The sequence below is a fragment of the Campylobacter concisus genome (assembly GCF_002912895.1).
In the GTDB taxonomy this organism is placed as follows: Bacteria; Campylobacterota; Campylobacteria; order Campylobacterales; family Campylobacteraceae; genus Campylobacter_A; species Campylobacter_A concisus_G.
The window spans coordinates 1-22,378 of sequence record NZ_POZX01000059.1 but is presented as its reverse complement, the minus strand read 5'-3'; the positions used below and the strand labels follow the sequence as shown (position 1 = coordinate 22,378).

Below are 22,378 nucleotides of genomic sequence, written 5' to 3'. Positions count from 1 at the left end.
TTCTACCGATTTGAAGTTTATTTTTATTTTTGAGTTTTTAAGCTTTAGAAGCTCTTTTTTAGGATATTAGAAAGATAAATTTACTTTTATACTTAAATAAATATATTAAGTATAATAAATAACCTTATTTTTGTCCTATTATCAAAATTCACCCTTTTTCTTTTAGCTCGCTATCACTTAGCTTGTAGTTATAAAACCTCTCATAAAACTCTTTTGTTTTTTGCTCTAAATTTAGATCACTAAATTGCTCTGGGTAAAATGTCTTAGCCAGCCAAAGCGGATAGAGCGCACCTTCAGCACTTCTTACGCTCCAAAGATAAACGCCACTTGGCACTACAAAAATTTCTCCATTTTGCACAGCTTTTAGCTTGGCAAATGATGTGTTTTTAGCGATAGCATCGGCACTTTTTTGTGAATTTGTGATGATGATGTCTGGGTTAAAGATAATGACTTGCTCTTCATTTATCGCTTTTGAAATTTTAAAATCTCCATCGCTTAGCTCTGAGCTTAAATTTATACCACCAGCCACGCTAATATACTCTGCGCCGATATCTTTTGAGCTGATGGTGTTAAAGTTTCCTGAGTTGTAGTTAAGCACTAAAACTCTCTTTTTTGGCGTTAAATTTGCCGTTTTTTGGCTTACAAATTTTATGTTCTCGTTAAAATAGTCATTAAACTCGCGCGCCCTTTTTACGCTCTTTTCGCCCCAAATTTCAGCGATCTTGCTAAAGCTATCCTGTATCTCTTTGATGCTTTGAAATTTATATATCTTCACAACCGCGATGTCAGCGCTCTCTAGCTGAGCCTTGCTATTTTCATCAAACATCATACCAACTGGCCCAAAAACAACTTGCGTTTTTGACGCGATAATAGTCTCGACGCTGCTACTTAGCATGCCACTTTTATTGTCGTTACACTTTATATTTGGAAAAATTTTTAACATTAGTGGAGGCAGTTTTGGTGCACCGCTAATTATATGATCTTCGTTGCCAAGCATAGCAGATACCTGCACAAAAGCCCCTATCAAAGGCGTCGCACGCTCGATCACGTCAGGCACTTCTACCTTTTTATTGTCGCTATCAAGCACCACTCTTGCTTGCAAACTAACAAGCAAAAAAGCCAAAAGCAAAATTTTCTTAAACATATCTTCTCCTTTCAATCCACCATCACACAAGAGTAATGCTCGCGCTCATCGATGATATTTTTCACCACTCGTATATCTACGCCGTAAATTTTTTTTAAATTTTCGCCATTCATCACCTCACTAGCCTTGCCGTAGATGTAGTTTTTATCACGCCCAAGCATCGCGACCTTTGCATTTAGATAAAAGACCTGCTCTGGCTGATGTGAGGTTAGGATGATGATGTAGCCTTGCTTTGCGAGCTTTTTTATCTCTTTTAAAACTCGCATTTGATTACCAAAGTCTAAATTTGCTGTTGGCTCGTCAAGTAGCATCACCTTTGAGCGTTGCGCTAAGGCCCTAGCTATCAGCACCATTTGCCGCTCGCCGCCACTTAGATCGGTGTAAATTTTATCTTTAAAGCTCTCTAAATTTAGCGTCTTTAACGCATCTAGCGCTATCTTCTCATCATCTTTGCTAGGGCGTTCAAATATACCAAGTCTTGCATTTGCGCTCATCATCACCACGTCAAAAACGCTAAAGGCAAATGGCGGTGTGTGAGCTTGCGGGACGTAGCTTATAAAGCTTGCTCGCTCTTTCTCACTCATCTTTAGCGCGTCTTTGCCGTCTATTAAAATTTCGCCCCCAAGTGGCTTTAAAAAGCCAAGTATCGTCTTAAACGTCGTCGTTTTGCCAACGCCATTGCTACCAAGCAGGCAAAAGATGTCGCCATCTTGTAAATTTGCATTGAAATTTTCTATAATGACCTTTTTGTCGTAGCCACAGTTTAAATTTTTTATCTCAAATTTCACGCAAAACCCTTTTTGCTCTTATAGAGCAGATAGACAAAAAGAGGTGCGCCAACTAGCGAAGTGATGACGCCAAGCGGGATCTCGCTTGCCATTAGGCTGCGTGAAGTGGTATCAACTATCAGTAAAAATAGCCCTCCGCCAAGCAGCGAAGCTGGAAAGAGCGTGATGAAATTTGCTCCCACGACAAAGCGCATGATGTGAGGGATGACAAGCCCTACCCAGCCCACGATACCGCAAAATGAGACGCAAGTAGCGGTTAGAAGCGTTGAGGCGATGATGATTATGATGTTATAAAATTTCACATTTAGCCCCATCGCCCTAGCCTCTTCTTCGCCAAAACTAAGCGTGTTTAGCTTGTAGCGAAGCATAAAAAGTGGCACAAGACAGATCATAACTACGCAAAAAAGCAGAGCCAAATTTTTATATCCGCCACTTCTTGCAAGGCTTCCCATTAGCCAAAAAGTAACTTCTGGCAGCTTATCTTCGCTGTCGGCTAGAAATTTTATAAGCGAGCTAAGCGCTCCAAAAAGAGATGAGATAACGATGCCAGTTAGAACCATCACGAGTAAATTTAGCCTGCCTTTTGCGATGACACTGCTTATAAAAACGACAGCAAAAACCGCAAACAGACCGCAAGCAAATGCGCTAAGCTGCACGCCTATGTAGTTAAAATTTAAGATGATAGCCACGCTCGCCCCCACAGCTGCGCCACTTGAGACGCCAAGGATGTCAGGCGAAACTAGAGGGTTTTTTAAAAGACCTTGATAGACAGCTCCAGAGCTAGCAAGCGCTGCTCCAACTAAGATGGCAAAAAGTACCCTTGGCAAGCGAATGAGCGTAAAGACCGTATATCCTTGCTCGTCGCTTGGTTGCTCGTTTAAAATGCCTGATCTTATAAACTCAAAAATTTGAGCGTAGCTTATCTCGTAGCGTCCGATACCTAATGAAAAAAAGAGCACCAGCAAAAGAAGCGCAAATAATGCGAAAATGATCTTTTTGCTACTCAAATTTCATCTCCCGCACGTCCCACCAGATAAGATAGCTCTTGGTTTCTCTTTTAAATTTAAAGCCGCTTTTGGTCTTTGTGAGGTAGCTTTTTACATTTTCTTTATAAATTTCTTCTTTTTCGGGCGCGATCTCGCCTACGAATCTAAAATAAGAAAACGCCTCTTCAAGGCTAGCAAAATCCCTCTCAAAAATGGTGTCTATTATCTTTAAATTTGGATTTGCTCCCATGTCGTAAGCGATGTTAAAGATAAAGCTATAGCCAAATCTCCTATCGCTAAGACCTGCCTCTTTTTCATCTTTTATCCCTTTTAAGAAGTCTTGCCAGATATCTTTTAGGCTCGGATGATCTGGCAAAAACGAGGTCATCACGACATATTTTTTAGCAAATTTGCAAAGCTTTTTTATATCAAAAAGCCCAACCGAGCGTGATGCTAGCACGATGTCATGTTTTGGCAAGCCCTTTATGCTCGCCTCATCACTCCAGTCTTTTTGGATGAAATTTATATTTTTTACTCCAGCCTCTTTTGCATTTTTTTTAGCGTATTCAAGCATTTTTGCAAACGGATCTAGCGCACTAACGCTCTTTGCTAGCTTTGCAAGTGGCAAGCTAAGCCTTGCTGGACCACATCCCACGTCAAGCACGCTGTCATCTTTTGTGATAGGTAAATTTGACAGCAAATTTAGCGTAGAAGCCGTCTCCATGCCGGTCATCTCGTTATACATATCTGTGTAATCATCCCAATTTACACCACCATCTTTGCCTTTTACTTTTTGCAAAGTAGGCGAAAATACTCTCTAAAATCGCTTGATAATCAACCAGCCCTTGCATCTTTTCTCCCTTTGGTTATTTAAATTTACCCTACGAAAAGGGCAAATTTAAAGAGCCTAAAGCCAAAATAAATTTGGCTTTGGTTTTTAGAATTTAACTTGAGCTGAAAGCATGAAGGTTCTGCCATAGCCTCTAAACATGCTTGCGCCAGAATAACTGCTTGGAACAGATCCATCAAGATCGCCAGAGAAGATGCTGACCCAGTATTTTTTATCAAATACGTTATTTACATTAAATCTAATAGATGTCTCTTTACCTATCCAAGCTTTTGTAGTGTATCTAGCACCAAGATCGGTTGTAAAGTATCCGCTTACGCTTGCAGTATTCATCTCATCCACATAGCGTTTGCCTGTGTAGTGAAAATTTGTTGTAAATGCAAATTTATTTGTACCAGGAACTGCATAATCAAATAACATATTTGCTTGAACTTTTGGCTCACCAACGATAGTTTTTCCAACTACTTTTTGATTTGCTGATTTATGCATTTTTGGATCTATAAATGTTATACCACCATAAGCACTTAAACTATCCATTATCTTTCCGCCAGTTGTAAATTCGATTCCTCTATTTCTTTGATCACCTTGTTTGCCAAATATTCCATTAACCTCATAATAAGTTGGTCTTGTTATTTGGAACACAGCAGCACTAAAGTCGATCTCATTTACTCTAGTTTTTACACCTAACTCATATTGTTTGCTTCTGTAAGGATTGAAACTAATAGTTTGTCCATATAGAGGGTGAGTAATATCGTATCCAGGCTTTTCATAAGTTTTAGATGCGCCATCCTTTAAGCTATCAGCATAGGTAAAATACACATTAAGATCTGGCATTACCTTATATATTACGCTTCCGGCCCAGCTTATGCCATCTTTTTTATAATCAGTCTTTTTAAACCAAGTGTTTGAAGCTGATAGTATAACATTTAAACTATCATTAAGAGCGATATCATCGACTACTGAAATGTTTTTCATATCTGTTAGCAGTGATTTCTTTTTTTCACTTGACCATCTATATCCATTTAGCTCAGTAGCAAAGTTATGTTTGATGCTTCCGGTATTAAAATCAGTCTGAGCTTTTAAAAATGCACTAGGTACAGTAAATACACTATCGCCATTTCTACTTCTAATAGCCTTTTGCCATTGATAGCCACCTTCAAGATACCATCTATCAGTTGGAGCATATTTAAATTTACCACTAGCTGTTATGGTCCTCATAAATCTCTCACCATTAGTTTCTGTAGTTACATCTGAAAAACTAGGCATACCATGATACTTAACACCAATTATTTCTCCTCTTCGTCTAACAGGAGAGTATCCTTGATATATTCCATCTTTACTTGCAAAACTAACACCATTATAATAGCCACCCATAGTGTGTTTGTAGTAGCTAAAATTTGTCTCAAACGTCAAGTCATCAGTTGGATAAAAATCAAGTCCTATAGAAGCTAAGCGGCGTGAAGTTTTACTATCTTTTGGCTCTCTTTCTCCATCTGTATAATAAAATACTCCGCGGTAGCCTATTTTTTCAAATTTATTTGATGTATCAAATCCTACACCCAAATTTCCACGAGAGATATAATTTGTCCAAATAGCGTTGTAATCAGCAACAGGACGCTTGCGAGAGTAGCTAAAAATACCTGCTGGATCTTGTCCACCATATAGTGAGCCAGCAAGTCCGTTTTGAATTTGTAAGCTCTCAAACATTACCATAGGGATAGCTGTCGTAGAAACTGCGTAAAAGCCGTCCCAAAGGACGTTACCTACGACTGAGCCTTGAAAGCCACGAGTTTGTGGGCGACCCATTTCGCCACCGCCACGATACTGAAGTTGTGCTGATGGAAAATATTTAACAGCTTCATCAAAAGCTTGAACGCCTTGGTTATCAAGAACCTCTTTTGAGATCGTATTTACTTGATAAGGCATATCTATAACTTTTTTATCAGCCAAAGGACCAGCGGCTACTCTTTTGTTTAAAATTCCCTCATCGATACCACTCTCGCTGATGTTGTCACCGACTGAATTTACTTCAATACCCTCAAGCTTTGTCGTTTGCACAGCAAAAACTTGACTTAAAAAAACCACTGCACGTCACGAGTGCAGCACATGTTGCAACCGAGATTTTGTAACTCAATTTTTACTCCTTTTATAAAAATTTTACGTCTGAAATGTTACTAAAACAAATCTTAAATATAATTTATTAATTTATTAAATATTTAAAAATACATTTTATTTAAGAAAGCTAAAATAAGGCATTATGAGAACGATTTTTAAAAATTTCATAGCTTTGATAAGATAAATAAAAACTATAAATATAATCTTTTATATCGAAAAATTATGCTTAAAATTTTAAGAAAAGTAATAATTGATTTTTCTGTTTATAGTAGAATTTTGGCTAAAAATTAGCCAAAAATTTATTTCAAAAGCTCTTTTGCGTATTTTAGACCTAGCTCGTAAGCTTTAGCATTTGCTTCTTTGACCTTAGCTGGTACGCTTGCTAACATCTCTTCACACACTAAATTTTCATCCATACATTTACTCATAGCCACCGCCACGCCAAGGGCGACGACACTTTGAGTGATGACATTTCCGACCTCGTCTTTTGCGATAGAGATGATAGGGATTTCATAAATTTTCCAGCGCTTTTTATCCTCATCGCTCACTTTTACCAAATTTGGCTCGACAACGATCGCTCCGCCCTCTTTCACGCCGCTTTTAAAGGCGTTGTAGCTTATCTGTGCGGTGGCAAGCATAAAGTCTATCTCGCCCTCGTTTGCATAAGGGTATAAAATTTCTTTCTCATCAAGTATGATATCGACTTTTGTTGGGCCGCCACGCACCTGAGATGTGTAGGTAGAGGCCTTCACGCCGTATCCACCTGCTTTTATCTTGGCAGCTGAGAGGATCTCGCCTGCTAGTATGACGCCCTGCCCGCCAACGCCGACAAATCTTAATTGTGACTTCATGCTAGCTCCTCAAAATTTATCGCTTCATTGCTCATAGCAGCCTTTCTTACCTTGTCGTAAGCCTTGGTGTATTCGATCTTTTCTTCATCTTTGTGCAGCACGCCAAGTGGGAAAATGCCCCTTTTTTCTTCGTCACTTAGCATGTCAAATTTGACCTTACTCGTCGTGCGGCCCTTTATCCACTCTAAATTTTTCACCGCCTCGCCCATTTTGTTTTTACGACCTAAATTTATATGGCAGTTTGAAAATACATCAAAAAAGCTGTATCCATCGTGACTAAATCCCTCTACAAAGAGCTTTGTAAGCTTCTCTGGCTCGATGACGCTTCCACGCGCGACAAAGCTAGCACCTGCAGCGGTTGCGAGCTTACAGGCGTCAAAGCTAGGATCGATGTTGCCGTATTGTGCTGTGACCGTCCACATGCCTTTTGGCGTGGTTGGGCTGGTTTGTGAGTTGGTTAGCGCGTAGATGAAGTTGTTGATTAAGATGTGATTTAGACCGATATTTCGGCGGCATCCATGTATCGTGTGGTTGCCTCCGATCGCTAGTCCGTCGCCATCGCCAGTTACCACGATGACATGCTTGTCTGGGTTTGCCATCTTTACACCAGTCGCATAAGCTACGGCTCTGCCGTGAGTTGTGTGGATGGTGTTGCAGTCGAGATATCCGCTAAAGCGACCAGAGCAGCCTATACCTGAGACCACGCAAACGTCGTTCATGTCCCAGCCCATGGTGTCTATTGCGCGGATGAGCGCCTTTAGTATGACGCCGTCGCCGCAGCCCCAGCACCAAAGAGTAGGCATTTTATCTGTTCGTAAATATTTATCGTAATTAAAAGCCATAAATTTCTCCTATCTTCACCTCGATTTCGCTTGGGCTTATCGGTCTGCCGTTTGCTTTTAGCAGTTTTGCAAAGTCATCTCTTAAGATGATCTTTGAAATTTCGCCACTATACTGGCCTAAATTTAGCTCGCAAACTAAAATTTTGCTAAATTTGCCTGATATCTCTTTTAGCTTTTTAGCTGGAGCTGGGAAAAGTGTAAGTGGTTTAAATAGCCCAACTTTTAGCCCATTTTCACGTAAATTTAATATCGCTTGCTTGGCTGAAAGTGCCACACTTCCAAAGGCGATGATGCAAATTTCAGCGTCATCAAGCATAAACTCTTCAAATTTTTCGCACTCGTCAGTGTGTAAATTTATCTTATCAAATAGCCTATTCATCGAGCTTTCAACGATCTTGCCATCTTCTGTTGGAAAGCCAGTAGCGCCGTGATGAAGCCCTGTTATATGGTAGTGATAGCCTTTAAAGAAAGGATTTAGTGTGGCTGGCTCATCATGCGCAGCCTCGTAAGGCTTATACTCTTTTGGCTCGCCGCTAAATTCTCTTCTTTTATAAATTTCTAGCTCGCCTATCTCTGGCAGGCGCACTCTTGCTTGCATGTGACCTATAGTCTCATCAAGTAGCAGCATAACTGGCGTCATAAACCTAGCTGCGAGGTTAAAGGCTCGCACCGTTTGCGTATAGCACTCTTCTAGGCTGCTAGGGGCTAAAACTATCATATTTACATCGCCGTGAGTTGGGTTTTTAGCCTGCAAGATATCGCCTTGTGCGACTCTGGTTGGTAGGCCAGTTGAAGGGCCGCCGCGCATGACGTTTACGATGACAAGTGGTATCTCAGCGATAAAGCCAAGGCCTATTTGCTCAGCCTTTAGTGAAATTCCGGGTCCAGAGCTAGCAGTCATCGCTTTAGCGCCACTCGCACTTGCACCAAGAGCTACTGAAATGCCAGCTATCTCATCTTCCATTTGTATAAATGTGCCACCATTTTTTGGTAAAAGCACGCTTAGCTCGTGGGCGATCTCGCTGCTTGGAGTGATAGGATATCCGCCAAAGAAGTTACAGCCGCACTCGACCGCAGCCCTTGCCACTAGGGCGTTTCCAGTTGATACTACCTCTCTCATACGCTCTCTCCAAGCTTTGCAAATTTATTTGCCTTTACGGCCGCAGCTCGCTCTTTACTCTCAGGCGTTAGCTTTGCAAATTTAAATCCCTTTTCCGCCACATAAATGGCAAAATCAGGACAGTGAAGCTCGCAGTCTCGACATCCTATGCATGAGTCAGCATAGACGACCTCTATCATCTTGCCAAGCACCGCCTTTGGCTCAAGTCTCATCGCTAGTACGCCTGCTGGGCAGTAGCTCACACAGACATCACAGGCTTTACACCTGCTCTCATCGACCCAAACAGGTACATTTTCTTTTACTATCATCTATATTCCTAATCCAAATTTTCTTTTAAAAATTTAATGTTTTTTCTAATATCAGCTTCGCTTTTACTTAGCTGCTCTTGCTCACTTTCATTTATATTTAGCTCTAAAATTTCTTTTAAGCCCTCACGTCCAAGCCTTACTAGCCTACCGCAACTTAGCTCATCATCAAGAAGCACGCTAGCACTTAAAATTTCATCACTCTTGCTCATGATCGCTTCACACATCTTCACAACAGCAGCTGCTGGTGCGTAATAAGCTGAAGTGCCAAGGAGTTTAACGATCTTTGCGCCACCTGTACTTGTCTCTTTTTTAAGAGTTGTTAGCTCATTTTCGTTTAAATTTTCGCTGATATTACTAGCAGATACGATCATCTCATCATTGTGAGCGCCAATTATCTTTGTCTTTAGCTCTTTTGCATCTTTATCTTTTAGAAGTGCTAGCTCATATCTGCATCTTGCGCCATCCAGCTCGCCAGCCATGCCAACCACTTTATTTTTACTAAAACCGCTAAATTTATGAGCCGTCCAGACCATCACATCAAGCGGATTTGTCACGACAATTATCACCGCATTTGGTGCAAATTTTGCGATATTTTGAGCTGTTTGTTTTACGACTACGGCATTTTTAAGAAGCAAGTCCTCTCTTGTTTGACCCTCTTTTCTTGGGCTTCCAGCAGTTACCACTACGATATCACTGCCCTCTATTAGCATAAAGTTATCGCCACCGCAAACGGTAGTTTTAGCATTAAAAACGCAGCTTGACTGCGCTAGATCGATCGCTTTTGCACGTGCCACATCACCAAATATATCCACAAGCGCGATCTCATCGCAAACTTCTCTCATACAAAGCGCATAAGCTATGCTTGCACCGACGTTTCCAGCTCCAACTATACTTATTTTCATTTTCTTATCCTATTATTTGATTTAAAATTTTACTTGGTCTCATGACCTCATTTGCCCTCACTTCATCTGGCAAATAATATCCGCCAAATTCCACGCTTGCACCATCATTTTGTCTTATTTCTTTTAAAATTTCGTTCTCATTTTTCTCTAGCTCGTTTGCTAAATTTTCAAAAACTTTGCTTAAAATCCCGCCACTTTTTGCCATTTCTCTTGCCCAAAATAGTGCCAAATAAAAGTGCGACTCCCTGGTATCAAGAGTGGCATTTGGCGTTTTGTTTTCATCTAGATAGCTAGCAACCGCTCTATTTAGCGCATCACTTAGTTCTTTTGCCTCTTTTTTTTGCTTAGCAAATGCTAAATGTTCAAGCGAAGCACTAAGTGCTAAAAACTCGCCAAGACTATCCCAAAGTAAGTGATTTTTCTCTTTTAGCTCTTTTACAAGCGTTGGGGCCGTTCCGCCAGCACCTGTTTCAAACATCGCTCCACCAGCAAGTAGCGGCACAACTGAGAGCATTTTAGAGCTGCCACCTAGCTCAAAGATCGGGAAAAGATCGGTTAAATAATCTCTTAAAACGTTACCAGTGACGCCTATGACATCTTTGCCAGCTCTTATCAAGCTAAGCGTTTTTGCAGTCGCTTGCTCGTAGTTTAAAATTTCAAATTTTACGCCAGCGCTAGCAAATTTCTCTCTAAATTTTTCAAATTTAGCTATCAAATTTCTATCGTGAGCACGGCTACTATCTAGCCAAAATACAAGCTCATCTTTTGAAATTTTGCCTCTTTTTAAAGCAAGCTCAAACCACGCATTTATCGCATCGTCTTTTGCCTGCGTCATCCTAAAAATGTCGCCACTTTTAACACTAAATTTAAAGACATTCTCGCCAGCCTCATCAAAAACTACAAATTCTCCGTCTTCTTTTGCAATGAAAGTCTTATCGTGGCTGCCGTATTCCTCGGCCTTTTTAGCCATTAACCCCACGTTTGCCACGCTGCCGATCTTGCTCACGTCAAGTGCGCCATGCTCCTTAAAGTCCGCTACGCAAGCCTCATAAACCCTAGCGTAGGTCCTATCTGGGATCATGCAAAGCGAGAAATTTAGCTCGCCGCTTCTATCTTTTACCTTGCCAGAGTTTCTAATAAGCGCTGGCACGGAGGCATCGATGATGACGTCATTTGGCACATCAAAGTTGCTAGCACTTTCATTTAATGCCCAAATTTTTGCCTTTTTGCTAAAAATTTCATCAAATTTAGCCAAAATTTCATCTTTATTTTTAAGAGTTGAAATTTTAGAAAACATATCTTTTAGTCCGTTTTTTGCCTCCACGCCGTGAGTCTTAAATTCTTCGCCGTATTCAGTAAAAACCTCTTTAAAATAGCTTTTTATCGCATGAGCAAAAATTACTGGATCACTAACTTTCATCATCGTACATTTTAGGTGCAGACTCAAGGTCAAATTCTCTTTTTTTGCCTCTTCAAAGCAGTTTTCATAAAATTTATCTAGCTCATCTACACTTAAATATGTGGCATCTACTATTTCACCGCTTTGCACAGCAAGCTCTTTTAAAAGCTCTTTTTTGCCATCCAAACTTATGAAATTTACATAAAATTTCTCATCTTTACTAGCGATGATTGAGCGCTCATTCTCATAAAAATCGCCCTTTTGCATGTAGCAAATTTTTGTCTTATTTGCCTTGTTCCAGTCGCCGTTGCTGTGTGGATGCTTTTTGGCAAATTCTTTAACTGGTGGCAAGACTCTTCTATCTGAGTTTCCTTGTCTAAGAACTGGATTAACCGCGCTGCCAAACACTTTTTGGTATTTTTTAGCAACCTCTTCGTCGTAGTCTGTGATGATTTCATCTGGATAAAAAGGCACATTTATGCCCTTGCTTCTTAGCTCATCAATAGCCGCTTTTAGCTGAACGAGCGTAGCTGAGATGTTTGGCAGTTTTATGATATTTGCCTCTTTGTGAGCGGTCAGTTCGCCCAAAAGTTCTAGCTCATCAGCCTTATTTAGTCCAAGCTCTTTGCTAAAAAGAGATAAAATTCTCCCAGCTAGGCTAATATCGGCCCTAGTTATGCTAATGTCAGCGCGTGATAAAAAGATCTTTACGATAGGAAAGAGAGAGTAGCTTGCAAATAGCGGTGCTTCGTCAGTTTTGGTCCAGATAATGTCACTCATTTTAGCCCTTTTAGTTTTTTAAAATTTATCACTTTCTTTATTAAATCTCGTTGTATTTTAGGCATTTGCCGCAAATTCTAGCTCTATTTTCCTATATTTTGGTTGTGCTCGCTTAAGGTTTTTGAAAAAATGTGTTTTTTCGCCTTTTTATCAAGCACAAAGTATAAATAATCGCTCTTTGCAGGGTTTATCGCCGCTTTGATCGCACTTATCGAGACCGAGCAGACTGGACTTGGCGGGATACCATCGTTTAGATATGTATTAAACTCGCTCATATCGCTTCTTATGCGCTCAGCCGTGATCACATCATGTGAATAAATTCCGTAGTTTAGTGTGCCGTCCATCTGCAACCTCATGCCCTTATTTAGGCGGTTATAAATGACTGAGGCGACAAGTGGCATCTCAGCGTCGTTTGCCGCTTCTTTTTGAATGATCGAAGCGATCGTTAAAATTTTAAACCATTTTTTCTCATTGTATTCGCCAAAAATTTTATTGCTGATCTCGCTTTGAGCCTTTTTTGATGAATTTACAAGATAAAAAGCAAGGTGCCTTTCGCTGATACCTATTGGGATTTTGTATGTATTTGGCATCAAAAAGCCATCACTCACTGGAGCAAGGGCGTTATATTCGCTGTTTAATTTGACTGGATCAAGTCCTAGCTGGGCGGCGATCTGGTTTAAAAAAACGATAGTCGTTTCGCCTGGTATTAGCGTTATCTCGGTTAAAGCCGCTTTTGACTTTGCAAGTTTTTTTAAAAAATCAACCCTTGAAATTTTATCTTGACCGATCTCTATCCAGCCAGATTGCGGAGGGCCGATAAAAAGTATGGCGTATTTGTCTATCACGCTTAAGTTAAAGTTGCGATTAGCTAAATAAGATATAATCTCGCCCACACTTCCCTTTGGTATAAAAACGACCTTGCTTGTGTTTATAGGGCGTGCCAAATAGACAAAAACACTTAGGAAAATGATGGCTACGATATCAAAAAAAATGTCTAAATATGGCTTTTTCATAAAATTTTTTATCATCTTGATTCTTTCATTTATCTTGCTTTTAAAATACGGCATAAAAATTAACGATTTCGAGTTTTACGGCGTAAAATTGGAGCAATTATATATAAAATTAGATAAAAAAATAATTGCAAGAGCAAAGCAGATAAAGCTCCCAAATTTTAAGAAAGAAAGCAAGCAAAAAAGCAGCAATGAGCGCCTTTTAAATCTTAGTAAAAGCGTAGATTTTATAGATACGATTTTTCAAGAAATTTCACTTGAAAATGTGCAAATAGGCGATGATTTTAAACTAAAAATTCTATTTTTGGATGATATATTTTTTGTTGATAGCCCTTATTTAAACGTGGATATTAAATTCCAAAACGAACAGCAAGACGGAATAGATCTTTTTAGTGTTAGAAATTTAAGCTTTAAGGATTTTAACGTCAGCATTAGCGGCGAAGGGAGTGCAAATTTTGATAAAAATGACTATAAATTTGAGGGAAATTTCACTTCTCATGAGCTGCATGGTAAGCTAAATTTTGCCCTAAAAGATACATTTTTAACTTACAAAGCTTACGATGTCGAGGCTGGAAGCATTAAAAACTTCATTGATGAGCTTGACAGACGCATAGAGCTAAATGGTGAAGTTAAAAACTGGATATATGGATACATCGTTGCTGATGATTACGAGCTTAAAGAGATAAATGGTAAGGTGGATCTAGCTAAAAATAACTTTTATCTAAATGACCTAAATGCCACCGCAAATACTAAAAATTTGCTCGTTAAATTTGAAAAAGGCTTGCCAGCCGTAAATGTAGGCGAGGCAAATATCACGCTTAAAAACTCAAAGCTTAAATTTGATCTTATTTCACCTATTTACAAGGGCAAAAAACTTGATGGCTCAAGCGTTGCTATAAATAATATCTTTGATGAAAAAAGCGCAAATTTAGAGCTACTTATAAAGATAAAATCGATCTATGATGAAGCAATAAATGAGATATTAAAAGCCTATAAGATCATCGTGCCAGTAAGGCAGCTTAGCGGAAAAATGGATGCTAGCTTAAAAATTTTGATAAAGCTTGATGAGAAAAGCTTAGAAAATTTTGACGAAAAAAGCGTCATTGCAAATGGAGAATTTAAGCTAAGTGATGCGGTTTTAGAGATTGCTGGAAGTAAATTTAATACCAAAAATGCTCTCGTAAAGCTTATAAATACGACAAATTTAAGTATCGATGCTACTGGCTTTGGGCTTGAGTTTTTTAAGGCAAATGCCAAGGCTGATATAAATTTACAAAAAAGTACTGGCGAGATAAAAGGTGTGATAGAAAGCTTTGATCTAAAAGAGAAAAATGATGAAATTTTGGCCTTTAAAAATGAGCCATTTAGCGCATTTTTAGACTTTAGCAAGGCTGATGAAACTTTGCTTAAGATAGAGCCATTTGGGCTTGATATGAGCTTTGGCAGTGAAAGTAAAATAGCAACAAAAAATAGTAAATTTTTCATAGAGAACTCACCTGTTTTAAAGCAAAACGGTGTGCGTGGTTTTGATGAACTTAGTATAAAAAGCAAGGATTTTACTGATCTTGAAATTTTTGCCAAAGGAGCAAACTTTGATTTGCCGTTTTTAGATAAAAATGGCTCAAAGTACGAAAATGACGATCTTAAAATTTTAGTCTCAAAAGCTGGCGTAAAGGTAGATAGCGCAAGTAAAAAGCTAAGCCTAGACATAAAAGAAAAAGCCATAAGCGTAAAAACTAAAGATCTAAATTTGCTAGTGCTTGACGATAACAAAACCAGCGAGCAAAGCACGCCGCTTGAGCTTTTAGCAAAAAATGGCGATATCATTTTAAGGGATCTAAACAAGACCTTGCCATTTACCAGCTTTAGCGCCGAGAAAAAGGACAAAAGCACCTCGCTAAATGGGCTAGCAAAACAAGGAAGAGTTGGCTATTTTAACGATGAAAAAAGTATAAATTTAGACGCAACCGACATAAGCGGAGAATTTATCAACGACCTTTTTGGCATCAAGAGCTTTGAGGGTGGTAAATTTCGCCTAAAAATGCTTGGAGAAAACTCGAAGAATTTCAAAGCTGAGGTGAGATTTTTTGATACTTTTTTAAAGGATTATATCTTTTATCAAAGGCTACTTAGCTTTTTAAACTCCGTTCCATCTCTTCTTAGTTTTAAAACACCTGATTTTAACGACAAGGGCTTTACTGTTAAAAATGGTAAAATTTTACTCACTAGAAATGGCGATATGATCAAGTTTTTGGCGATTGAAATGATAGGCACAAGTGCTGATATCGGCGGACGTGGTACGATCGACCTAAAGAGTAAAAAGATAAACATCGACCTTGAGCTAAAGTTACTAAAAGACGCTAGCAGTATCATTGATAAAATTCCACTGGTAAATCAAATAATCCTTGGCAAGGATCGCTCGCTCTCAACTGTCATCGCCATACGAGGCACTACCGATGAGCCTGAGTACTCGACGCAGATCCTGCAAGACGCCCTGCTCTCGCCACTAAAGATAATAAGAAACGTGATTCAGGCTCCGTTTTTGATATTTGAGTAGTTTAAATCTGTAACGCACGAAAATTATAGAAAAATTATTGGCTGCTTCTAAAGCCAAGAGTGGCACTCATTTTTGATTATTTATATTATCCTCGGCTCGCAAAGCGCGTAAAAAGGATATCGAAAGCTAAAGATCAAGGTTTTGGTAGCTATTTTTTTGATACTAGTGCTATTAAAATATTTTGATAAAAAGCATGAAATTTTACATATAAAAATATGTAAAATTTACTTCATCTCAAGGCGCATCAGATACATATCCTCGCCGTCAGTTACCTTTAAATTTTGGCTCTTGCACTTTGGACAGGTGAAGTCATTTTCGCTAAGCTCCCCACTAAATCCACAATCCAAACACTCAATAACAATGCCTTGTAAATTTATGACAAGCTCAGCGTTTTCACAGATCGTGCCAGCCTTATAAACGTCAAATGCACTCTGCAAATAATGAGGCTCTACTCCGCTTAAACGACCAACCTTTATCTCGATCTTGCTTATCTCTCTGGCATTTTCTTTGGCGGCGTTTTTCTCACAAAGGCTAACTAAATTTTGAACGATACTAAGCTCGTGCATTAGCAGATCCTTGGTAGTAGCTCGCCCTTTGGCGGCTCGAGAAATCTTCTTGATTTATAGGCGTTTTCGATAATGACACGCTCGTTTTTGGCTTCCATTACCTCGCCTATTATCATCGCGTTTTTATCAAATTCTCTTAAAATTTTAAGTGCCTCTTCAGCCTGACTCTCATCAACTGCCATCACAAAAGTGCCCTCATTTGCGAGCTCATAAGGCTCAAATCCAAATAGCTCACAAACGCCCATCACTTCGTCTGCGACCTTGATCTTTTCTTCAAAAACCAAGATGTCAAATTTAGCAAATTTAGCCCATTCATTTAGCACTGCACTTAGTCCGCCTCTAGTCGCATCACGCATGCACTGCGGTTTTATACCAGCCTCAAATAGCCTCAAAGCAACCTCTTTTAGGCTCTTGCAGTCACTTTTTAGATCAAGTCCAAGCTCAAATTCCTCTCTTGCAGCAAGCACCACGCCGCCGTGTCTGCCAACATCTCCAGAGATTAAAATTTTAGCCCCAGCTTTTAAATTTTTAAGCTCCACACCCTCGCAAACTATCTCACCGATGCCTGCTGTGTTTATGAAAATTTTATCACATTTACCCTTTGGCACGACCTTTGTATCGCCACAAACTACGCTCACACCGCTATCTTTGCAAGTTTTTGCAAGCGAGCCAAGCACGTGCTCAAGCTCCTCTATACTTAGCCCCTCTTCAATGATGAGCGAGCAGCTTAGGTATTTTGCGCTTGCTCCAACCATCGCTAGGTCGTTTATCGTACCGCAAGCTGCAATCTTGCCGATATTGCCACCATTAAAAAAAATGGGAGTTACCACAAAGCTATCAGAGCTAAATGCGATCTTGCCATTTAAATTTAGTATCGCCGAGTCGTTACTCTGCCTTAAAATTTCATTATCAAAAATTTTAAATATCGTCTCGTTTATAAGAGAGTTCATTTCCTCGCCGCCGCCGCCGTGGCTTAGCATTATCTTTTTCATTAAATTCCTTAACCAACTCTTGCGTATTTAAAATATGCCGCACAAGCGCCCTCGCTTGAGACCATGCACGATCCTATCGGATTTTGTGGGTTGCAAACTTTGCCAAAGACTTTACACTCTGTTGGCTTTGCTAGCCCTCTTAAAATTTGCCCACAAATGCAAGCCTTGCTCTCACCAGCGCTATCTACGCTGCAGTCAAACTGCACTCTGGTGTCAAGATAGGCAAACTCATCTCTTAGCTTCATGCCGCTTTGCGCTATCTCGCCAAGGCCTCTCCAGACAAAGTCGCACGGCTCAAAGTACTTAGCTATGAGCTCTTTTGCTCTTAAGTTGCCCTCTTCTTTGACAGCCCTTGCGTACTCGTTATAGACTTCATAAGTGCCTGCGTTTTGCTGACGGACTAAATTTAGCACACTTGCCATGATGTCAAGTGGCTCAAAACCGCTAATGGCTATCGGTCTTTTAAACTCATCTGCTAACTCTTTATAAATTTTACTGCCAGTGATGACGCTTACGTGGCTTGGGCCTAAAAATGCGTCTATCCTCACGTTTTCGTCGCTCATTATGGCTCTAACTGGAGCTGGGACGGTTACGTGATTTATATGAAAGTATAAATTTTTAATACCCTCTTGCACCACTTTTTCAACTAAATTTGCGCTCATCGGAGTCGTCGTCTCAAAGCCGATCGCAAAAAATATGACCTTTTTGTCTGGATTTTGCTTAGCGATATTTAGCGCATCAAGTGGCGTGTAAAGTGCTCTTATGTCGTGCCCTTCTCCGCGAAGCTTTTGTAAGCTTGTCTTTGAGCCAGGCACTCTTAGCATGTCAGCTAGCGTGCAAAAGATCACATTATCCATGCTAGCTAGCTTACAGGCCTCATCTATGCGGCTCTTTGGCATCACGCAAACTGGACAACCTGGGCCATGGATAAAATTTATATGCTCTCCCACCAAACTTGGTAGTGCAAATTTCATAATGCTGTGCGTATGGCCGCCACAAATTTCCATGATATTTAGGGGCTTTATACTCTCTTTTTTTATGAGTTTTGAAAGTGCAAGGATTAAATTTTTATCGCGAAAGTCATTGATAAGATCCATCAAATTTTCCCCGCGTTCATATCATCAGCGATCTTTTGATAGACCTCTAAGCTTTCAAGCGCAAACTGTGTATCGATCTTTTGCATAGCGTAACCTACGTGAATTAGCACATATTCGCCAACTTTTACCTCTTCAGAGATGAGATCAAGGCTTACCTTTCTAGTAACACCCAAAGTCTCAACGGTGGCAACGTTATTTTCATCTATTTCTATTACTTTTGAAGGGATCGAGAGGCACATTATCTTAGCTCTTTTTTAAATTCCAAATAACTTATCCACTTATCGATACCTTCACCAGTTTTGCTATCTACAACAAAGATATCAACCTTTGGATTTAGCTTTCTAGCGTCGTTTTTCACTCGCTCGATATCAAAGTCAAAGTGCGGCGCAAGCGAAGCTTTTGTAATGAGAAGCACGTCAGCAGCTCTAAACATCACTGGATATTTGCTCACCTTATCATCGCCCTCTGGCACTGAAAGAAGCACAGCGTTAAAATGTGAGCCAACGTCGTAGCTAGCAGGGCAGACTAAATTTCCAACATTTTCTATAAAGACTAGATCAAGCTCGTTTAGTGGCAGGTGATGAAGCCCTTCATGCACCATAAATGCGTCCAAGTGACAGGTCTGACCTGTGCTTATCTGATGAGCCTTCGCGCCAGCCTTTACTATGCGATCAGCATCTTGATTTGTCTCCAAATCGCCCTCTACAACGCCTATTTTAAACTTACCAGCCTTTATCGTAGCCTCTAAAAGCGTCGTCTTACCAGCACCTGGGCTACTCATCAAATTTACACAAAGTATCTTTTTCTCATCAAGATGGGCTCTGTTGTGGGCAGCTTCTTTATCATTTTCAGAGAGAATTTTCTCTATCACGTCTATGGTTTTACTCTCGTTTAGCACAGGGTGTGCGTGAACCTCGTGACTGTGCTCATGTGCGTCATGAGCGTGATCTGTATATCCATCATGAGTGTGTGGGTGCGAGTGAGTGGTGCCATCAGCGTGAGTGTGAACGTGGGCGTGATTACCCATTGAACAACCGCAATCTTTACACATTTTTTCATCCTTTTTTATTAATTTATGGAGATTTTAACTCTTAAATTTAAAAATAAAATTAAAATTTAGGAGTTTTTGCAAATAGATCAAAATTAATTAATTTATTTAAATTTTTATTTAAATTTAAAAATATAAATGAAATTTGCATAAGAATTTTGACTAAATTTACTTTACTCTTTTTACCTAATCTCATCTAACTTGTCAAAATTTTCATCACCAAATAATTTTTTACTATTCTTTCCGGCACTCTTTTGGATTACTAGATCCTTTAGTCTAGCTTTGCCATTTTTCATAACCATCAAAACCGCATATGCATTAACATCTTCTTCTCTCATTTCATTTTCAGTATTAGCCGCACTATCAGGCGACATATAAAACTGCTCTATGCCGTATTTTACTAGTGAGTAGCCGTCATATCTACCAGCTAAAAACACTCCATTGTCTGGCTTGCTTATACTAAATTTAGCAAAACTGTAAGTGCCATTAACATCTGGCTTTAAAACAGCATAAACTCTAGCCCCATCTCTTACTCTCTCATCGTATTGGTCGATATAGCGGTTATCTTCATCATTTTCGTCAAAATTTCTTGAATGGAAATTTGAAAATTCATAGTTTAAATCAACATAATTTCCGCGAAAAAGATCTCTTGGATCATAAAGATTGACCCTTACTCTTACCTCTTGCCCAAAATAAAGTGGCATAAGTGCGTAGCCAAGCATAATGCCAATAAGCGAAATTTGAAAAACCACAGCTACTATTAATACTTTTATCTTCATTTTTTAAGTCCTTTTCTAGCCACAACTAGCACTATGAAAGCAAATACCATAAATAGTGCCGTAGCGCCGATATAATCACCTATGAGTTGGAAATACCTCACGGCTGCAACTAAAAATATCATACAAAGACCAAGTTTTAACTCACCCTTTTTGATAAGAACCGCAGCTGTTATGATATTTGCGAGCGAAAAAAATATATTTGCGTAGCCAGGACCGTAGCTAAAGACAAAGGGCAACGACACGAGTAGTGCCCCAAGCAGCAAACCACTCTTGTTTTTTTCTTTAAAAAATAGTGCAAAATAAGCAACACTAAATAGGATAAAAACAAAGCCAAAATTGCTTTTAAAAAACGACTTCACAAACCAAAGCTCTTCATCTCCAACCTCAAATAAATTTCTCTCTTCAAATAAAAGCAGACAAAGCAACAACACAAAAACGCCAAAATTTTTACCAAATCCTTTTGCAAATGTGCCAAGCCCTGCTCTGAATTTATCTAGTAGCGGCGAAATACTGATAAGCAAAAGTGCATAAGATAGCGATACGATCGCAACCATAGGAAGTCCAAACAAAAATCCATAATCAAATATCGCTCTAAGACCACTAATGTAGCCACAAAATGAAATGATGTATATAAAGATATCTATAAAAAGCACAAAAGCAAGCCATTTCGAGTCGTCTTTGTAAAGTGTATATGCGCCAAGTACTATAAAAATGATAAAACCAAAACCAAAATCGCCCTGATAGCCTCTCATAAAAAACCAAACCGTCGCAAAGATAAGGCTTTGGGCTACCAACACACCTTTTTTACTAGCAAAAGAAACCGAAAACGCTCCGATACTCCAAAGTAAAATACCGCCGCTTGGCTCATCACTAATGTGATAAATTTGGGCAATAAGTGCAATCGCCGCACCAAAGCAGAAATTTCCAAGAAAAAACATCGCCATTGATAGATTTTCCTTTCCCTTTGCGAGATAGTAAATTCCACCAAAATTTACAAGCCCAAGTACAAACAACACAAGCGCCAAACGTCCCAGCCTTGGTATCTCTTCCCAATTTGCACCAACGAGAGTAAAAAATGCCAGTGCAAAAAAGAGATATGCTACTAGTTTTAGGACAAAACTTATCTTGTCACTATGAGCGTCAGTATCGATGTCATATAAATTTGCTATTTTTATAGCGGTCTCTTTATCAACTATACCGTCACTTTGCCACCGATCCAGCTCTTTTGCTAGAAAAATTCTATTTAAAAAGTTCAACAACAACTCCTTTGCAAGCTCATTAAAACATAAGAAGCCTATTAACCAGCGTAAAAATGTGGCAATAAGGATCAAATTTTGTTGTTATTATATAAAAATATAGTGTAAATGCTAAGAAGAGATATTTGGATGAGTTCAAAAAATTTTTAGAAATTTGAATTTTAGCCAAAGCCCAATAAAAAGAGTAAATGACCATCAAATTATCATTTATCCAAATGATATGGAGTTTGCACGAGCAAATCGGCAAAACTCCATATAAATTTACAAAAACTACAAAAACCGCTTAAAAACTATTTTGAAAGACTAATGCAATAAACACCGCACCTACAAGAAATCAGCTGCTTGCTATACTTGCTAAAAACTCCTAAATTCTCTACCACTTCAAAGACTTTAGCACGCTAAAATTTAGGAACGGCTGCCTTTGTAAGTTTAGAAAATTTAACACCTTTTAAGCCAGCGATTCTCTCAGAAAAGCGTTCTATTTTACTTGCCTCTCCTCTTATAGAGATCGTTTCTAAGCAGTTATGGTGATCGACATGTACGTGATTTGTACAGATTATTTTCACGTCAGAGTCATGCTCGATATCCATTTTTTTATTCACCAAATCGTTGTGATGATGTACATAAATGAGCGTCAAAACACCGATCAACTCCTCGTTAGCGTCTTTCCAGCTATCATTTACGATCTTTTCACGGATCAGATCCCTCGTAAATTCGCTCCTAGAAGCGTAGCCTTGTTCGCTAACTTTCCTATCTAGTTCGTCTAGTAACTGACTAGGCAAAGAAACACTAAAACGTATAACACTATCCATTTTTCTGCTCCTTTCTTGTTTGATTACCGTTTACAATCATTATACATCAGTTCTTTTAAAATGTGGATAAATAATAATAAATTTGTCCTAAATTTACGTTAGAATCGTTGCTACAGAATTTTTTATTGATATGAAATTTCAAATTTGCTTTAGTAAATTTTTTGTAAATAATATCAAGT

Annotated in this window: 21 protein-coding genes; 1 reads left to right on the top strand and 20 read right to left on the bottom strand. The window is 39.1% G+C overall.

Features of this window, described 5'->3' with window-relative positions; all coding sequences use genetic code 11:
• Positions 1-148: 148 nt before the first annotated feature.
• The 12 genes from CYP51_RS06775 to mltG form a co-directional block, all read right to left on the bottom strand.
• Positions 149-1,144 (bottom strand): ABC transporter substrate-binding protein, encoded by a 996-nt coding sequence (locus tag CYP51_RS06775; RefSeq protein ID WP_103624875.1) that lies wholly within the window; start codon positions 1,142-1,144, stop codon positions 149-151.
• Positions 1,145-1,155: 11 nt separating this feature from the next.
• Positions 1,156-1,932 (bottom strand): ABC transporter ATP-binding protein, encoded by a 777-nt coding sequence (locus CYP51_RS06770; RefSeq protein ID WP_103624874.1) that lies wholly within the window; start codon positions 1,930-1,932, stop codon positions 1,156-1,158.
• The gene (locus tag CYP51_RS06765; protein WP_103624873.1) at positions 1,929-2,939 is read right to left on the bottom strand and encodes a FecCD family ABC transporter permease; all 1,011 of its coding nucleotides are present in this window, start codon (positions 2,937-2,939) and stop codon (positions 1,929-1,931) included. The genes CYP51_RS06770 and CYP51_RS06765 overlap by 4 nt, the downstream gene beginning before the upstream one ends.
• Complete coding sequence (locus CYP51_RS06760; protein WP_258032811.1) at positions 2,932-3,717, bottom strand: class I SAM-dependent methyltransferase; 786 nt, start codon at positions 3,715-3,717, stop codon at positions 2,932-2,934. Before CYP51_RS06760 ends, CYP51_RS06765 begins: the two co-directional genes overlap by 8 nt.
• 138 nt (positions 3,718-3,855) lie before the next feature.
• Entirely contained in the window at positions 3,856-5,823 is a 1,968-nt protein-coding gene (locus CYP51_RS06755; protein ID WP_258032810.1) for a TonB-dependent receptor, read from the bottom strand.
• Between the two features lie 356 nt (positions 5,824-6,179).
• Positions 6,180-6,731, bottom strand: coding sequence for a 2-oxoacid:acceptor oxidoreductase family protein (locus CYP51_RS06750; protein WP_103624871.1), 552 nt, complete (start codon positions 6,729-6,731; stop codon positions 6,180-6,182).
• Positions 6,728-7,573, bottom strand: coding sequence for a 2-oxoglutarate ferredoxin oxidoreductase subunit beta (locus CYP51_RS06745; RefSeq protein ID WP_103624870.1), 846 nt, complete (start codon positions 7,571-7,573; stop codon positions 6,728-6,730). The genes CYP51_RS06750 and CYP51_RS06745 overlap by 4 nt, the downstream gene beginning before the upstream one ends.
• Positions 7,563-8,693: a 2-oxoglutarate synthase subunit alpha gene (locus CYP51_RS06740; protein ID WP_103624869.1), complete on the bottom strand. Its 1,131-nt coding sequence runs from the start codon at positions 8,691-8,693 to the stop codon at positions 7,563-7,565. Before CYP51_RS06740 ends, CYP51_RS06745 begins: the two co-directional genes overlap by 11 nt.
• On the bottom strand, positions 8,690-9,001 hold the full coding sequence (locus CYP51_RS06735) for a 4Fe-4S dicluster domain-containing protein (protein ID WP_103624868.1): 312 nt from the start codon (positions 8,999-9,001) through the stop codon (positions 8,690-8,692). Before CYP51_RS06735 ends, CYP51_RS06740 begins: the two co-directional genes overlap by 4 nt.
• A gap of 8 nt (positions 9,002-9,009) precedes the next feature.
• Complete coding sequence (locus CYP51_RS06730; RefSeq protein WP_103624867.1) at positions 9,010-9,903, bottom strand: malate dehydrogenase; 894 nt, start codon at positions 9,901-9,903, stop codon at positions 9,010-9,012.
• Positions 9,904-9,907: 4 nt separating this feature from the next.
• Entirely contained in the window at positions 9,908-12,082 is a 2,175-nt protein-coding gene (locus CYP51_RS06725; RefSeq protein ID WP_103624866.1) for an NADP-dependent isocitrate dehydrogenase, read from the bottom strand.
• 83 nt (positions 12,083-12,165) lie between these two features.
• A complete protein-coding gene (gene mltG, locus CYP51_RS06720) occupies positions 12,166-13,110 on the bottom strand; it encodes an endolytic transglycosylase MltG (protein WP_103624865.1) in 945 nt (314 codons plus the stop codon).
• Positions 13,111-13,183: 73 nt separating this feature from the next.
• On the opposite strand from mltG, the gene CYP51_RS06715 reads away from it, so the two are divergent.
• Entirely contained in the window at positions 13,184-15,649 is a 2,466-nt protein-coding gene (locus CYP51_RS06715; RefSeq protein ID WP_103624885.1) for a YhdP family protein, read from the top strand.
• Between the two features lie 224 nt (positions 15,650-15,873).
• Here CYP51_RS06715 and hypA read toward each other — a convergent pair whose 3' ends face one another.
• The 8 genes from hypA to nikR form a co-directional block, all read right to left on the bottom strand.
• Positions 15,874-16,215, bottom strand: a complete 342-nt coding sequence (gene hypA / locus CYP51_RS06710) for a hydrogenase maturation nickel metallochaperone HypA (protein ID WP_103624864.1) — start codon at positions 16,213-16,215, stop codon at positions 15,874-15,876.
• Complete coding sequence (hypE, locus tag CYP51_RS06705) at positions 16,215-17,207, bottom strand: hydrogenase expression/formation protein HypE (RefSeq protein WP_103624863.1); 993 nt, start codon at positions 17,205-17,207, stop codon at positions 16,215-16,217. The genes hypA and hypE overlap by 1 nt, the downstream gene beginning before the upstream one ends.
• An 8-nt stretch (positions 17,208-17,215) precedes the next feature.
• Positions 17,216-18,304, bottom strand: a complete 1,089-nt coding sequence (gene hypD / locus CYP51_RS06700) for a hydrogenase formation protein HypD (RefSeq protein WP_103624862.1) — start codon at positions 18,302-18,304, stop codon at positions 17,216-17,218.
• On the bottom strand, positions 18,304-18,543 hold the full coding sequence (locus tag CYP51_RS06695) for a HypC/HybG/HupF family hydrogenase formation chaperone (protein ID WP_054196671.1): 240 nt from the start codon (positions 18,541-18,543) through the stop codon (positions 18,304-18,306). The genes hypD and CYP51_RS06695 overlap by 1 nt, the downstream gene beginning before the upstream one ends.
• Positions 18,543-19,355 (bottom strand): hydrogenase nickel incorporation protein HypB, encoded by an 813-nt coding sequence (gene hypB, locus CYP51_RS06690; protein ID WP_103624861.1) that lies wholly within the window; start codon positions 19,353-19,355, stop codon positions 18,543-18,545. Before hypB ends, CYP51_RS06695 begins: the two co-directional genes overlap by 1 nt.
• A 179-nt stretch (positions 19,356-19,534) precedes the next feature.
• Positions 19,535-20,131, bottom strand: a complete 597-nt coding sequence (locus CYP51_RS06685) for a GDYXXLXY domain-containing protein (protein WP_103624860.1) — start codon at positions 20,129-20,131, stop codon at positions 19,535-19,537.
• A complete protein-coding gene (locus CYP51_RS06680; protein ID WP_103624859.1) occupies positions 20,128-21,387 on the bottom strand; it encodes a DUF2157 domain-containing protein in 1,260 nt (419 codons plus the stop codon). The genes CYP51_RS06685 and CYP51_RS06680 overlap by 4 nt, the downstream gene beginning before the upstream one ends.
• A 398-nt stretch (positions 21,388-21,785) precedes the next feature.
• A complete protein-coding gene (gene nikR / locus CYP51_RS06675; protein ID WP_054196675.1) occupies positions 21,786-22,199 on the bottom strand; it encodes a nickel-responsive transcriptional regulator NikR in 414 nt (137 codons plus the stop codon).
• Between the last annotated feature and the right edge of the window lie 179 nt (positions 22,200-22,378).